Origin of the sequence: Haloarcula hispanica ATCC 33960, assembly GCF_000223905.1 — an archaeon.
Lineage (GTDB): Archaea > Halobacteriota > Halobacteria > Halobacteriales > Haloarculaceae > Haloarcula > Haloarcula hispanica.
This window is the reverse complement of record NC_015948.1, coordinates 2,306,891-2,321,634: the sequence shown is the minus strand read 5'-3', so window position 1 is coordinate 2,321,634 and position 14,744 is coordinate 2,306,891. Positions and strand designations below refer to the sequence as shown.

The window sequence follows — 14,744 nt, the reverse complement described above, 5'->3', positions numbered from 1 at the left end:
GCTGGCGACAAGACGGTTACTCATCGTGGCCACATAGTGGAACAAACGCTAAACCAACGCGGGCCAACCAGTCGTATATGAACAGACGACGCTTTCTAGCACTTTCCGGGGTGGGTGTCGTCGGCGCAGTCGCTGGGTGCAGTAGCGAGGCGGACAGCGTCGAATCCGTCGACAGCCACCCGGCGGCCGCCGACCTCGACGCCCAGCCCCGCCGCGGCGAACTGGGCGGCCACGTCATCCTGGCGTTCGAAGACCCCTCCTGTCCTACGTGTCGCCGCTTCCACGAGAACACGCTGCCGGACATTCGGGAGAACATCGTGGACGCGGGCAAAGGCGCGTACGTCGTCCGGACCTACCCCGTGATCTATCCCTGGGGTGAGCCAGCGACGCAGGCGCTGGAATCGACGTTCGCCCGCGACAGCGAGGCGTACTGGTCGCTGTTCGATCACTACTTCGCCGAGCAGTCGTCGTTCGACCCGGACAACGTTCTGGCGCGGACGGCGACGTTTCTCACCGAGGAGACCGAGGTAGACGGCGAGGCGGTCGCAAGCGACGCCCGAAACCGTGCCCACGATGACGCCGTTCAGGCCGATATCCAGGCGGCCGAGGACGCCGGATTGGGTGAGACGACGCCGATTATCCTGCTGTTCGAGGACGGCGAGTTCGTGACGAAGGTCAACGGGAGCGTCAGCTACGAACTCATCGCGGAGGCGCTGGGAGAGCACGACGGATGAGCACCGCAGAGGGGCTCCGCCTGCCGACGACGCGCGGGGACTGGCGGCTCATGGGCCGGACGGTCAGGCTCGTGCTCACGCTGCCAGTCTACGCGGCAGTCGCCGTGATCGCCGCAATCGTCTCGCTGACGCTGTTCGTCGTCTCGCTGAACGTCCCGCTGGTGCTGGACCTCGTGGTCGGTGGGTCGCTCCCGCTCGCCAGCCGACTGCGCGTGCTCGGGGAGCTGTACCCGTTCGTCGGCACGTCGTTCAACCCTGCACAGGGAATCCTGCTGGTCGTCGTCGCCGCCCTCACCGGTATCGACATCGGGCTGGTGACCTACCACTTCCGCGAACACGGCCTCGACCTCCAGCAGGGCGGCGCGGGCGTCGCGGGTGTCGTCCTCGGAACGCTCGGCGCGGGCTGTGCGGCCTGTGGGTCGGCGGTCCTGCTGGGCCTGCTGTCACTACTCGGCGTCTCGACCTCGCTGCTGTTTCTGCCACTGGATGGGCTGGAATTCGCGCTGCTGGCGCTCGCGGTATTGACCCTCTCTATCTACTGGCTCGCCGAAGGGATGCGCGGCGGCGAGATCAACGGGTGTCCGGTGGATATCTGACTGTCTCGTTGGCAGGTCCTCGTTTCGCCCCGGTTACGGAGTTCCAACCGTTCAAGCGGGAGAAAACGTATAGTGTCGTCAGCCGAACACTCGTGTCGAGAAGGTATGCCCGAGACGGAGTCCCAGGTGACGGCCTCGATGGAGTCCCCCACCGAGTACGAGCACCTCCAGAAAAAGCGGAAAGAGACGGCCGGCACGGTCGAACTGGCCGAAATCGTCGACGTGTGGGTCGGCGAGAGCGAACTCGTCTGTCGGTTCCAGTTCGACTGGGCGACCGACCCGATACAGCGGCGGTACGACCTGAACAGCGACCGCGACATCGCCAAGGTCGAGCGCCTCTGTGAAGCCAACGGCCTGCAGTTCGAGCAGGCAAGTTATCTGGAGGGGTCGCTGGTCGAACTCGAATACACGGGGTCGCAGTGGCTGCCCCGGCCGGAAGCCGCCTACACTGACGGCGAGGGGTCGGCGGTCGAGACGTTCCGCGCGGAGGTACGGCTGCTGGTGCGTGAACTCGCCCAGTCGCCCGCGTTCCTCCGGCGGGGCATCGAGCGCGTCCGGGCGCTATCGACGACGCAACTGATTATCGGTGTTATTCTCGTCAAGAAAGTTGCCATCATTGCCTTGCTGGCGCACCTCCTGCTGTAGAGTTCCAAACCGTTGGACGGCATTGTTGGCTGGCGCGACTGGGATACGGGTACCCAGTTCGTCTCAGTCACCCGTAGCGGAGCCGGGGCCGGCGGGCGTGTCCACGACGTCGGTCTCGGCGGTCTCGAACTGTGAGAGTTCGTCGTGGAGCGTGTCGGCGTCGTCGGCGAACCGCTCCACCGAGTCGACCATCCCGGCAACGGTCTGGCCCTGCTGATCGACCGTGGTGGCCATCTCACGGGCGTCGGTTGCGGTGTCACCGGCGATATCGTTGATGTCGTCGATTATCCGCACGACTTCCTGCGCGCTGGTCGCCTGCTGGTCGGTCGCCCGGTCGATCTCCTGGATGCCGCCGTTGACATCGACAGTGGCGTCGACCACGTCTTCAAGCGTCGTAATGGTCTCGGAGATAGTGTTGCTTCCGCGGTCGACAGCGTCTTCCATCGTCTCCATGGCGTCGACGGACGTCCCGACCTGGGACCGCAGCGAGCCGATGAGGTCCTCCACATCGGCGGTGGCGGCCTGTGTCTCGGTCGCAAGCTGTTTGATTTCGTCCGCGACGACGGCAAAGCCCGAGCCTGCCTGGCCGGCACGCGCAGCTTCGATGGAGGCGTTCAGCGCGAGCATGTTCGTCTCCTCGGCGATGCCGTCGATGACTTCGACGATCTCGGCCATGTCTTCGGCGATGTCGTCGAGTTGCTGGACCTCGCTCGCGGCGCTCGTCGAGTGGTGTCGGATCTCGTCGACGGCGCTCTGGGCTTCCGACGAGGACTGCTGTGCATCTCGGCCGAGGTCTGCGGCAGTGTTGCTCTGGTCGGCGATCTCTGCCACGGAGGAGGCCATTTCCTCGACGGTTGCCGAGAGGTCGCTGAGTTCGCTCGCCGCGTCGTCTAGCTGCTGGCGCTGGGTTTCTGCTCCGTCCGCGATGTCGGACGCGGTGTCGGCCACGGACTGCGTTTCGTCACGGACCTGCTGACCGTCAGTCAACACGGTTTCGCTCTCGGTTGCGATATGTGTCGAGGTCGACTGGCCGCTGCCGATGGCAGTCTCGAGGGCAGCCAGCGTCCCGTTGATCGCGGTCCCGACGGCCGCCATGGCGTCACTGATGCTGTCGGTGTCGACGCGTGCGGTCAGGTCGCCGTCGGCCGCCTCGTCGAGCGTCGTCCGGTACTGGGTCGCTTTCAGTTCGAGGTGACTGCTCAGCGCCTCCATCTCACTGCGCTCGGACTCCGCGGTTTCACGGGCCGCTTCGGCTGCTTCGCGCGCTTCCTCGGCGCGTTCCTGGGCTTCGTTTGCCTCCTCGATGTTCCGGCCGAGCGAGGCCGCGGCCCGTTCGAGTTTCGTGTATGCGTCTCCGACCTCGTCGATCCGGTCGACGCCGAAGTCGATGTCGTACTGGCCGTTGTCGACTGCCGTCGCCTTTCGGTTGATCTCGATTATCGCGCGGTACATCTCACAGTAGCCCAGAAACCCGGTCACGGCGACGACAAACCCGATGAACACCGCGGCGGCTGTCACGGAGGAAAACAGCACGATAGCCAGCGCCGGTGCGCCCACGATCGACATTGCTGCCAGCAGGAACACACGGACGCTGAACGTCCGACGGAGCGGCGTCGGCAGGTACGGCTCGATTGTCATCGGCACAGTACCGACCGCAAGCATGAGTCGGCCGAGCGGGCCCGTCGCATCATCTGCCGTCGTCATCGAAACCACCTCAAGACAGGGGCCAAACAGACTACGGAACTGGACCTTTCGGGGTGCATGTGACACGTTCACTCCCGTCCCATGAAAAATCGCACCCTCGGAGTATCAGCGGTGAGTTTTGCGGTGTCAGTTCGTTGTCGTAATTTCGACCACGTCGCGGTGGTCGAGTTCGGTGTCAGCACCGATCTGTCGCTCGGTGCGCACGTCGTGGGCGTGGAGGAATCCCTCGCCGATATCGGTGTGCAGGAAGTACGCGAAGTCCTCGGCGGTCGACCCGTCGGGGAGGACGAAACAGTCCTGCAGGAAGGTGCCGTCCTCCTGTGGCTTGCGAGCGCCGGGGAACACCGCGATTGCGCCCAGTTCCTCGAACAGCGCGGTTTCCAGCGCCTGCTGGACGCCAGTGCCGCCGAACTCGGTAACGAACTCCCGGATCTGTTCCAGCCCCGCGGCCTTCTCCTCGGGCAGGTCCGCCGTCACGGTGAAATCTTCGTCGCCGGGCCGGTAGTCGAGTACGCCCTGCTCGTTGCCGTTTTTCAGCGCCTTCTCGGCGTGGGCCGAGACGGGGACGAACGTGAGGTGCTCGTACTCCGGGTCCTCGGTGATCGGTTCCCAGTTCGCCTGAGCCTCCGGGGTGTCCATCTTGTTCGCCGCGATGAGCATCGGCTTGGTCCGGATGCGGATTTCCCGAGCGAGTGCCTCTCTGTCCTCGTCGTCCCAGGTGTCGGGGTCGAGTTCCAGGCCCAGTGCGAGTACGACCTGTTTAATCTCGTCGGCGTTGATCTTGAACGCCGACATCTGCTCGGCGAGGTCGTCTTCGATGGCCTTGTCCTCGCCGTGATAGCCCGAGCGGTAGCGCTCGATACCCTTCTCTAAGATGTCGAGATACCACATATCCAGTTCGTCTTCGAGGAAGTCGATGTCCTCGCGCGGGTCGTGGTCCTCGGTGGGTTCTCCTTCCAGGTCCGTTTCGCCGGTGAAGTCGACGACGTGGACGAGCACGTCGGCCTCGTTTAAGTCCGTGAGGAACTGGTTCCCCAGTCCCTTCCCCTCGTGTGCGCCGGGGACGAGGCCGGCCACGTCCACGAGTTTCGTCGGGACGAACCGGACGCCCTCGGTACAGTAGCCGTGATTCGGGGTGCAGGTGTGATCGAATTCCGGGGCCGCGCAGTCGACGCGGACGTACGCCTCGCCCATCGAAGGGTCGATTGTCGTGAACGGGTACGCGCCCTCGGGCACGTCGTTCATCGTCGCCGCATTGAAAAACGTGGACTTGCCGACAGAGGGCTTGCCGACGAGTCCGATCTTGTAGCTCATTGCACCGATGAAGCGGTTTCAGCGGCTTAAACGCTGTTACACGAGCTACGAGAGCGTGTGAGTCACACACGTACTGCGGGCTGCGAATGCGAGCCGGCGTTTACAATCGCCGCTCGTACACGTTGACGGGGTGTTCCTGTCCGCCGACCTCGGTCGTCCGCTCGCCGACCTTCTCGAAGTGTGCGCGGTAGAACGCGTTCCCAACCTCGTTCTCGGCCAGCACCTCGTCGCGGATTTTCCGCACGGAGAGCTCGTGCAAGTGCTGTTCCCCGCGATGCAGCAGCTTCGTCCCGATACCTTCCCCCCAGTAGTCCGGGTGGACGTACAGATCAAGGTCGCCGAAGCCGGTCGCGTCCGTCATCCCACAGCTCATGTACGCCACCACGTCGTCGTCGGCCGTCGAGACGAACAGGCCGACCTCTTCGAGTTCGATCATCTGCTCCAATAGCGGCGGCGCATACCCCTCTTTGAGGTGCTCTTCCACGGTTTCTGCTCCGAGGATGTCGTCGTACACGGTATGCCATGTGGTCCTGGCGATCCGCCGTATATCCGCGATGTCCACCGATTCGGCCGGCCGGATGGCTGTCTGGAACGACATATGTGAACATGCACCGCGGAACAATATAGAACTGTGGCCTGTTTGACAACGCGAGGAACTATTGCGTTCTGCGTCCCCTGAGATAATAGGGCAACTCTTATGTACACTTCTGTACGTTAGTGTTCAGTAATGGACTACAGTGAGGAGATTGCACCAGCGGTCCAGTCGATTCTCGACGCGGCGCGGGAGCGCGGTGGCGGCGGAGACCGGGTCTCGGTGACACCCCGGTCGCTGGCCGATGCCTTCGAAGCGGCCGAGAATGCTGGGCGGACGCCGGTCATCGCGGAGATCAAGCCTACGAGCCCGACCGCGGACGGTGAGCGGACCGACGACCCGGTCGACCTCGCTCGACAGATGGTTGCGGGCGGCGCAGCGGCGCTGTCCGTGCTGACCGAGCCGGACCACTTCGGCGGGTCGGCGGCGACGCTCGAACGGGTCCGCGACGCCGTCGACGTGCCCGTCCTGCGGAAAGACTTCGTCCTCCACGAGAGCCAGCTGGACGTCGTCGAAGCGGACGTCGTCCTGCTCATCGTCCGCTTTCTCGAAGCGGACGGGACCGACGACCTTGCTGATCTCCTCACGGCCGCGCGCGAGCGCGGTTTCCAGGTCCTCGTGGAGACCCACACCGCGGCAGAGGTCGAGAAAGCACTTGGCGCGGGCGCGGACATCATCGGCGTCAACAACCGCGACCTCGCGGAGCTGGAGGTCGACCTCGGAACGTTCGAAGCCGTCGCGCCCGAAGTCCCGGACGGCGTCACACTCATTGCGGAAAGCGGCATACAGACGCCGGACGACGTTACACGGATGCGCGACGCCGGTGCGGACGCGCTGCTGATCGGCTCGGCGATCATGGACCACGACGCGGCGACGGACGTGGAAGCGAACACGCGGCGACTAACAGATGCGGACACTGATGCGGTTGAAACGACGACTACAGACACATGAGTACTGACGACGCACACGACCCCAAGTTCGGTGAGTACGGTGGACAGTACGTGCCCGAGGCGCTGATGCCAGCTATCGAGGAGCTGACAGACGCCTACCAGCGGTACGTGCTCGAAAACGAGGACGGCTTCATGGACGAGTTCCGGGAGCGGCTGGCCGACTTCGGCGGCCGACCGACGCCGCTACAGTACGCGGACCAGCTCTCGGCCCGGTACGACACGGACGTGTATCTCAAGCGCGAGGATCTGCTGCATGGCGGCGCGCACAAGCTCAACAACGCGCTGGGCCAGGTGCTGCTGGCGAAGTACATGGGCAAGGAGCGCATCATCGCCGAGACGGGGGCCGGCCAGCACGGCACGGCGACGGCGATGGCGGCGGCCCATCTGGACATGCCCTGTGAGATCTACATGGGCGAGACTGACATCGCGCGCCAGCGTCCCAACGTGTTCCGGATGCGCATCAACGGGTCCGAAGTGAATCCGGTGACCGTCGGCCGCGGCACGCTGAAGGAGGCCATTTCCGAGACGATGCGGGACTGGGCGACCACCGTCGAGAACACCCACTACGTCATCGGGAGCATCGTCGGGCCGCACCCGTTCCCGAAGATGGTTCGGGACTTCCAGGCGGTCATCTCCGAGGAGGCCCGCGAGCAGGCCATCGAGAAGACCGGCGGGCTGCCCGATTCGGTCCTCGCCTGTGCCGGCGGCGGGTCGAACACGATGGGCACGTTTGCCCATTTCGTCGACGATGACGGGGAGCCACGCTCCCCGGAACAGTCGAGCGACGACGAGCCGCGAGACCGTGTCGACCTCTACGCCGTCGAGGCCGGCGGCTCCTCGCTCCAGGTCGACGAGGAGGAGGGCGTCGCGCCCAACTCCGCCACCCTCTCGACTGGCGACGAGGGCGTTCTTCACGGTGCGCGCACGAAGCTCCTGCAGGACTCGGACGGCCAGATCATGGAATCCCACTCCGTGTCCGCGGGGCTTGACTACGCCGGTGTCGGCCCGGAACTGGCCCACCTCGTCGACGAGGACCGCGTCACGCCGGTCAACGTCGACGACGACGCAGCGCTGGAGGCGTTCCACCGGCTCTCCCAGGACGAGGGTATCATCCCGGCCCTGGAGACGGCCCACGCCTTCGGCTATCTCGAAGAGCACCACGACGAGGTCGGTGACACCGTCATCGTCAACGTCTCCGGCCGCGGCGACAAGGACCTCGAAACGGTCATCGAGGAGACGAGCAAGCGCGACCTCGACATCGCGCCGGACATGTCCATCTTCGAGCGGGTCGGCGGAGGTGGCCTCTGATGGGCCTCGAACGCGCCTTTGCCGACGAGCCCGCCTTCGTCCCGTACCTCGCGGCCGGCGATCCGAGCTACGAGGCCTCACTGGAGTACGTCGAGGCGCTGGCCCGCGGCGGGGCAGACGTCATCGAACTCGGCCTGCCGTTCTCCGAGCCAATCGCGGAGGGCAAGACCATCCAGAACGCTATCGTCCGCTCGCTGGAAGCCGGGATGACGCCCGACCGCTTCTTCGAGTTCGTCGAGGATCTCGACGTCGACGTGCCGCTGGTGTGTATGACATACTACAATCTCATCTATCAGTATGGTGAGGGAGATAGCGAGTCGCGAAGCGACTCGGAAAACGCGAGCGGTGAAACCGCGAGCCAGGGTCCCCGACCGTTCGTCGAGAAGGCCGCCGCGGTCGGCATCGAGGGCCTCGTCGTTCCGGACCTGCCCGCCGAGGAGGCTGCCCCGCTCCGCCAGGCCTGCGACGAGTTCGGTCTCGACCTGGTGTTCATCGTCGCGCCGACGACGAAAGGCGACCGACTCGAACGGATGCTCGAACAGGTGTCGGGCTACGTGTACGTCCAGGCGCGCCTGGGCGTCACCGGCGCGCGCGAGGACGTGGACGACGCCACCGAGGAATCGCTGGCCCGGCTCTCGGACTGGGACGTGCCCAAGGCCGTCGGGTTCGGCATCAAGACGGGTGACCACGCCGAGCGAATCGTTTCTGCCGGCGCTGACGGTGTTATCGTCGGCTCCGCGCTGGTCGATATCGTGGCCGAGGGTCACGAGAACGGCGACCCAGTCGACGAAGTGGCCGACCGGCTCGAAGCGAAGGCTCGTGAACTCAAAGACGGTGCGCTCCGGGGCGCGGCAGAACGACCGCAACCGGAACGCACATAATCGTACTTGCCACACTGTCTCATATCATGACTGCAGGAAAACGCGCACGACTCGAACGCATCGGGACAGACGACACATACGTCATCATCCCGATGGACCACGGCATCACAATGGGGGCCGTAAAGGGCCTCAAAGACATCGAATCGACTATCGACGCGGTCACTAGCGGCGGCGCGGACGCCGTCCTCACCCAGCGGGGTATCGCCGGGCGAGTCCACCCGAACAAGAACGACGCGGGCTACATCACGCATCTCAACGGCTCTACTACTATCGGCCCGGACGAACAGGACAAACGGGTGACCGGCACGGTCGAAGACGCCATCCGCGCCGGGGCCGACGCCGTCTCGTTCCACATCAACGTCGGCAGCCAGTACGAACCCGAACAGATCGAGGAACTCTCCGAACTGACGACCGAGGCCAGCCAGTACGGCCTGCCGGTGCTGGCGATGGCCTACGCCCGCGGCCCCGACATCGACTCCGAGAACGAGGACTACAACCAGTCCGTCGGCCACGCCGTCCGGCTGGCCGAGGAACTTGGCGCGGATATCGTCAAGACCGGCTACACCGGTTCCGCCGAGACCTTCCAGCACGTCGTCGAGTCCACGTCGCTGCCAGTGGTCATCGCCGGCGGCTCGAAAGGAACTGACGAAGACACCGTTCGTATGGTCCGGGGAACGATGGACGCCGGGGCGTCCGGCGTCTCGATGGGCCGCTCTATTTTCCAGCACGACGAACCGGAGAAGATTGCCCGTGCCGTCTCCGCCGTCGTCCACGACGACGCCACCACCGAGGAAGCGCTTCGCGAGGCCGGACTGGCCGTCGAGGCCTGAGGTCCGAGCAGGCCGTCTGCGAATCGGTTTTGCGACGCTGGACGTTCCGATAGCGACAGCTAGCCCGGTCACACTGTCACCACCCGTCGGGCCGACCGGCTCTGAACACAGCCGCGGCGGTCCCGTTTATTTGAGACCACTCCCTGCCGGCGGGCTCACAACCACCCGAAGCGTCGCTCAATCCCACAATCCGCCACGTTCAAGCCCCGCCGTCGCACACGTGGGCGTATGACTCGAAGCGTCTGGCTCAAGGCCGACAGCGAAGTCGGCGACTGGGAGACACGCAAGCGACGGATAACCGCCGGTATCGAGGCCGGCGTCGACTGGGTACTGGTCGACGAGGAAGATGTCGACCGCGCCTCGGAACTCGGAGAAATAAACATCGCCGCGTTCACTAATGGCGACGTCCACGTCATGGAGGCCGAGGCGGAGGACTCGGGGGCCGATGCGACCATCGTCGGCAAAGACGGTGAGGGCGACGGCACGGTCGACCTCCCGTCTGATTTCTCCGGCTCCGCGGACCTCTCGACGCTCCGGCAGAACGGGGCCGCCCCCGACGGCGGCTACGTCCGCATCTTCGACGAGGACTACGAGGCCTTCGCCGAGGCGGTCGCCGCCGAAGCCGACTTCACTATCGTCATCGGCGAGAACTGGCAGATCATTCCGCTCGAAAACCTCATCGCCCGGGTCGGCGAGGAGACGGACCTCATCGCCGGTGTCCGGACCGCTGAGGACGCACGAACGGCCTACGAGACGCTGGAAATCGGGGCTGACGGCGTCCTGCTGGACACCGACGACCTCGACGAAATCCGCAAGACGGTCGAGGTCCGTGACGAGATGGGGCGGGAATCGCTCGACCTGGAGTACGCCGAGGTCACCGCTATCGAGCAGACCGGCTCCGCTGACCGCGTCTGCATCGACACGGGCAGCCTGATGGAACACGACGAAGGGATGCTCGTCGGCTCGATGGCCCGTGGGCTCTTTTTCGTCCACGCCGAGACGGCTGAATCCCCCTACGTCGCCAGCAGGCCGTTCCGCGTCAACGCTGGCGCGGTCCACGCCTACGTCCGGACCCCCGACGGCGGCACGAAGTACCTCTCGGAACTCCAGTCCGGCGACGAGGTACAGATCGTCGACGCAGACGGGCACACTCGCGAGGCCATCGTCGGCCGCGCGAAGATAGAGAAGCGTCCGATGTTCCGCGTGCAGGCCGAAACCGAGGACGGCGACCGCATCGAGACGCTGCTCCAGAACGCCGAGACCATCAAAGTCCACACCCGGGACGGGCGAACTGCCGTCACGAACCTCGAACCCGGTGACGAAATCCTCATCTACCACGAGGACACGGCGACGCACTTCGGCGAGCGGATCGAAGAAAGTATCATCGAGAAGTAAGCCGGCTTCGGCCCGGAACGGACCGCAAGCCGGAGGTTACTGCTGGTCCGCCTCGACCGGTTCCAGTTGCGTTGTACACCAGTGACAGAAATCGATGTCCTCGTCGAGTTCCTTGCCGCAGTTCGGACACGTCATACCGGCTTCGACCTCCTGTGTCTGGTTCTCGTTGACCGCGACCCAGTAGGCGTCGACGACGTTGAGCGTCGTGATCACGACCGAACCGATTGTCACCTCGGTGGGTCTGGACTGATACGACGACGAGATAGCCTCTAGGCTCAACTGGGTGACGGGGTCGATAGCGCCAGTGACGACGAACACCACCGACAGCATGAACAATAATCCGAGCCACAGCAGTCCCCGTCCCCACTTGCGGAGGTAGAAGTGTCCCAACCCAGGGAAGATGAACGCAAGCACCACGGCCAGTAACGGCCGCTTGCGTCCTGTGTCAGTCATACTCCGCGAATCCGTCTCGCATACCCCTATATCTTCCGAAGGATCACCGTCCGGAGGAAAACCCCGTGACCGGCGGCCACCGGTTCAGGTGTCGCTCTGTAGCTGTCCGACCAGCGTCCGGAGCGTCGCGAGGTCGTACTGCCCCGGCGCGGTTGCGTCAGCGGGGTCGACCGGTGCGTAGCCGATGCGGGAGCCATACACAGGGGCGACGGCTCTGGAGTGACGACCGGCTGCACCCATACACATCGTGGCGACCTGCTCGCCTCTGGCAGTCATTTCGCGGGTCGCCCCGAGCATCGCCAGTACGTCGTCCGGCGACTGGGCTGTGCTGGCCATTTTCCCCACGTCACCGTGAGCACAGGCCCGTTCGAGTCGACTCACGATGTTGTCGCGGTCCGGCGTCGACTCGAAGTTGTGCGTCGAGACGACGACAGACGCGCCGCGGTCGCGGGCAGCGTCGGCGACGCGGCCGGCATCGTGGTCGCCAGCCCCCGCAAGCGCCGCGAGTTCGAGGTCGACGGCCGTCACGGCGTCGTGTTCGAGCGCGGTTTCGAGCGCGTCGAGGCGGCCCGCGGTGTCGGCGGCCTCGCCACCCTCCCACGTCGGCCGGTTCGTGACGAGTATCGGGAGGTCGCCGTCGTAGGCGTCCAATTGTGCCAGCGGCTCGTCGGAGAAATCCATCCGTAGCTCCAGCCCGTCGGCGTCAGCGCGGGCGGCCGGCTCCACCCCGAGGTCGTCTGTGGCGGCGAGCAGGGTGAACGACTCGAAGTCCATAGGTCGGCTTCGACGGAGCCACACAAAAAGCCGCGCTTACTCGACCGGCTCGTGGGCGGTCCGGAAGCCGTCATCGGTCGTCGTGACGGAGTCGACCGCGTAGAACTGAATCCGTTGCTCCTGTTTCGTATTGACCGCGAAGTCGTACTGTTCGGCCTCGTAGCCCGGCTCTTTCCCGTCGGCACGCCGTTGTTCCACCCACGAGCGGTGGTCGGCGAGGCGCTCCTGAGCGATGGTCCGAGAGCGTTCCGGGGCGGCCGCGACCCGGTCTTCGAGCGCCGACAGCAGGTCCGGGTCGCGGTCCACTCCGACCGAGTTCCGGCCGGTGACCATCGCTGCCAGCGTCGTCGTCCCGGTCCCGAGGAACGGGTCGAGTACGGTGTCACCGTACACCGAGAACATCGAGATGAGCCGGTATGGCACGGTCAGCGGGAAGGCACCCGAGCGGTCCCGGAGCCCGTCGTCGATGCCCTGCGTCTCGCCGGGCAGTTCCCAGAGGTCGGAGAACCACTCGTTGCGTTCCTCCCAAAAATAGGCGCTCTCGTAGCGACGGTCCGCGCCGGGTTCGAGGCGGCGGCGCTCCCCGTTGCGGAACACGAGGATGTGCTCGTGTTCCAGGGTCGGATAGGCGTTCGGCGGCACCATCCCCGAGCCCATGAACTTCGCGCCGCTGTTGGTCGGTTTGCGCCACAGGATATCCGGCAGCGCGCGCAGGCCGTGGTCGGTCAGCCGGTTGGTTATTTCGGCGTGGTTGGGGTAGGAGCGGAAGCCGTCCTCCAGGGACCGCGTCGCGTCCCCGACGTTGATGCAGGCGATGCCGCCGGGAACCAGCACGCGTTTCAGCTCTGCCCAGACCGCATCGAGCACGTCGTGCATCAGTGTGAACGCTCGGTCACCGTCGCCGCGGTCCAGCGCCGCCCCGATGTCGGGGTCCAGGTCCGCGAAGATGTCGTCCCACATCTCGATCATCGGGTACGGAGGGGACGTGACCACCAATTCGACGCTGTCGTCGGGACACTCAAGCGTACGGGCGTCACCGGTTCGAACCCGGTGTGTCGTCTCCATACCGGTCCCAGCAGATGAGACGACTCTAGTCTTGCGGTTATCGGTCGGGGGAGTCGTTGATGTGTGTCGCTCTGTGGTGGCCGTGCCTTATTTTGAAATACCGTCCGAAAACAGCCAGAAAGCTCCCGACCCGCTTCGGTCCCCCGGCTCGTTGCGCTCCAGTAGGTGCTTACATCGCTGAGGTTCCCGGAGCGGGTCGGCCCCTTTCACTCCCACCCGTAGCTGATTGGCCATCTGACATCGGGTGGGACTGAAAGGGGCGGGCGGCTGAACGAAGGCGGACGAAGTAAGGACCGCAGTGAGCATGGCGAGCGAGGACCACAGCGAGTCCCCCGAGTTCAGCCGGCCGGGGCTTTCTGGCTGTTCAGACTGTCCGCTGCAGTAGCAAATACTCCGCTTGAAACATCAATCAAAAACTGATTCTCACAGCGATCCAACGCAAATACCGAGCTTACGCGACGGGGAGGTCCTGCTCGGCTTCCAGCAGTTCGTGGTAGCGGTTGCGGATGGTGACCTCGGAGATGTCGGCGACCTCGGAGACGGCAGCCTGGGTCGTCTTCTCGTTGGTCAGCAGGGCGGCCGCGTACACTGCGGCGGCGGCGAGGCCGACCGGGGACTTGCCGGAGTGGACGCCCTGTTCCTTGGCGTTCTGGAGGAGCTGGCGGGCGCGGTGTTCGGCCTCGTCAGACAGTTCCAGCGAGGAGGCAAACCGCGGGACGTAGCTCTCGGGGTCCGCGGGGCGGACTTCGAGCGAGAGTTCGCGGACGACGTAGCGGTAGGTCCGGGCGATTTCGCTCTTCTCGACGCGGGAGACCTCCGTAATCTCGTCGAGCGAGCGTGGGACGCCAGCCTGTCGGGCGGCGGCGTAGACGGAGGCCGTCGAGACGCCCTCGATGGAGCGGCCGGGGAGCAGGTCCTCGTCCAGCGCGCGGCGGTAGATGACGCTGGCCGTCTCGCGGACGTTTTCTGGCAGTCCGAGCGCGGAGGCCATACGGTCGATTTCACCGAGGGCCTGCTTGAGGTTGCGCTCCTTGGAGTCGCGAGTGCGGAACCGCTCGTTCCACTTGCGGAGACGCTGCATCTTCTGGCGTTGTTTGCCAGAGAGGGAGTTGCCGTAGGCGTCCTTGTCGCGCCAGTCAATGTTCGTCGAGAGGCCCTTGTCGTGCATCATGTTCGTCGTCGGTGCGCCGACGCGGGACTTCTCGTCTTTCTCGCTGGAGTCGAATGCGCGCCACTCGGGGCCGCGGTCGATTTCGTCGGACTCGACGACGAGGCCACAGTCCTCACAGACCGTTTCGCCGTGTTCGTCGTCGATGACGAGCGAGCCACTGCACTCCGGGCACGCAGTGCTCTCCGATTCCGTCGACTCAGTCGTCTGTTCCTCGTGTTGCTGTCGCGTCCGTGTGTGTTCACTCATTGGTTGCGAAGGCGGGTGCTCACCGGGTGGGAGACATCACAGAACCCGGAGGCAGTCGGTAACACTGTATTCGAACGAAAGTCATT

General features: G+C 64.9%; 15 protein-coding genes. 8 read left to right on the top strand and 7 right to left on the bottom strand.

Going from position 1 to position 14,744, the window contains the following annotated elements; genetic code table 11:
• Positions 1-77: 77 nt before the first annotated feature.
• The 3 genes from HAH_RS11660 to HAH_RS11650 all read left to right on the top strand — a co-directional run bounded on the left by HAH_RS11660 (position 78) and on the right by HAH_RS11650 (position 1,975).
• Positions 78-734, top strand: a complete 657-nt coding sequence (locus HAH_RS11660; protein ID WP_014041096.1) for a DsbA family protein — start codon at positions 78-80, stop codon at positions 732-734.
• Positions 731-1,330, top strand: a complete 600-nt coding sequence (locus HAH_RS11655) for a hypothetical protein (protein WP_014041095.1) — start codon at positions 731-733, stop codon at positions 1,328-1,330. Before HAH_RS11660 ends, HAH_RS11655 begins: the two co-directional genes overlap by 4 nt.
• Before the next feature lie 105 nt (positions 1,331-1,435).
• Positions 1,436-1,975, top strand: a complete 540-nt coding sequence (locus HAH_RS11650; RefSeq protein WP_014041094.1) for a hypothetical protein — start codon at positions 1,436-1,438, stop codon at positions 1,973-1,975.
• Positions 1,976-2,038: 63 nt separating this feature from the next.
• On the opposite strand, the gene HAH_RS11645 is transcribed toward HAH_RS11650, so the two are convergent.
• From HAH_RS11645 to HAH_RS11635, 3 genes are all read right to left on the bottom strand, one after another.
• Entirely contained in the window at positions 2,039-3,679 is a 1,641-nt protein-coding gene (locus HAH_RS11645; RefSeq protein WP_023843385.1) for a methyl-accepting chemotaxis protein, read from the bottom strand.
• 126 nt (positions 3,680-3,805) lie between these two features.
• A complete protein-coding gene (locus tag HAH_RS11640; RefSeq protein ID WP_014041092.1) occupies positions 3,806-4,993 on the bottom strand; it encodes a redox-regulated ATPase YchF in 1,188 nt (395 codons plus the stop codon).
• Positions 4,994-5,093: 100 nt separating this feature from the next.
• On the bottom strand, positions 5,094-5,591 hold the full coding sequence (locus tag HAH_RS11635) for a GNAT family N-acetyltransferase (RefSeq protein ID WP_044951990.1): 498 nt from the start codon (positions 5,589-5,591) through the stop codon (positions 5,094-5,096).
• Positions 5,592-5,720: 129 nt separating this feature from the next.
• On the opposite strand from HAH_RS11635, the gene trpC reads away from it, so the two are divergent.
• The 5 genes from trpC to HAH_RS11610 all read left to right on the top strand — a co-directional run bounded on the left by trpC (position 5,721) and on the right by HAH_RS11610 (position 10,949).
• Positions 5,721-6,536: an indole-3-glycerol phosphate synthase gene (trpC, locus tag HAH_RS11630; RefSeq protein ID WP_014041090.1), complete on the top strand. Its 816-nt coding sequence runs from the start codon at positions 5,721-5,723 to the stop codon at positions 6,534-6,536.
• On the top strand, positions 6,533-7,843 hold the full coding sequence (gene trpB, locus HAH_RS11625; protein WP_014041089.1) for a tryptophan synthase subunit beta: 1,311 nt from the start codon (positions 6,533-6,535) through the stop codon (positions 7,841-7,843). The genes trpC and trpB overlap by 4 nt, the downstream gene beginning before the upstream one ends.
• Entirely contained in the window at positions 7,843-8,724 is an 882-nt protein-coding gene (gene trpA / locus HAH_RS11620) for a tryptophan synthase subunit alpha (RefSeq protein ID WP_014041088.1), read from the top strand. The genes trpB and trpA overlap by 1 nt, the downstream gene beginning before the upstream one ends.
• Positions 8,725-8,750: 26 nt before the next feature.
• A complete protein-coding gene (locus HAH_RS11615) occupies positions 8,751-9,554 on the top strand; it encodes a 2-amino-3,7-dideoxy-D-threo-hept-6-ulosonate synthase (protein ID WP_014041087.1) in 804 nt (267 codons plus the stop codon).
• 228 nt (positions 9,555-9,782) lie between these two features.
• Positions 9,783-10,949, top strand: coding sequence for a 3-dehydroquinate synthase II (locus HAH_RS11610; protein WP_014041086.1), 1,167 nt, complete (start codon positions 9,783-9,785; stop codon positions 10,947-10,949).
• Positions 10,950-10,985: 36 nt separating this feature from the next.
• On the opposite strand, the gene HAH_RS11605 is transcribed toward HAH_RS11610, so the two are convergent.
• From HAH_RS11605 to HAH_RS11590, 4 genes are all read right to left on the bottom strand, one after another.
• On the bottom strand, positions 10,986-11,402 hold the full coding sequence (locus tag HAH_RS11605) for a zinc ribbon domain-containing protein (protein WP_014041085.1): 417 nt from the start codon (positions 11,400-11,402) through the stop codon (positions 10,986-10,988).
• An 84-nt stretch (positions 11,403-11,486) separates the two neighbouring features.
• Positions 11,487-12,176 carry a type I 3-dehydroquinate dehydratase gene (locus HAH_RS11600; RefSeq protein ID WP_014041084.1) on the bottom strand — a complete coding sequence of 230 codons (690 nt, stop codon included), beginning with the start codon at positions 12,174-12,176 and terminating at the stop codon, positions 11,487-11,489.
• Between the two features lie 36 nt (positions 12,177-12,212).
• Positions 12,213-13,241, bottom strand: a complete 1,029-nt coding sequence (locus HAH_RS11595; protein ID WP_014041083.1) for a DNA-methyltransferase — start codon at positions 13,239-13,241, stop codon at positions 12,213-12,215.
• A gap of 451 nt (positions 13,242-13,692) precedes the next feature.
• Positions 13,693-14,658 (bottom strand): transcription initiation factor IIB, encoded by a 966-nt coding sequence (locus HAH_RS11590; protein ID WP_004517203.1) that lies wholly within the window; start codon positions 14,656-14,658, stop codon positions 13,693-13,695.
• Between the last annotated feature and the right edge of the window lie 86 nt (positions 14,659-14,744).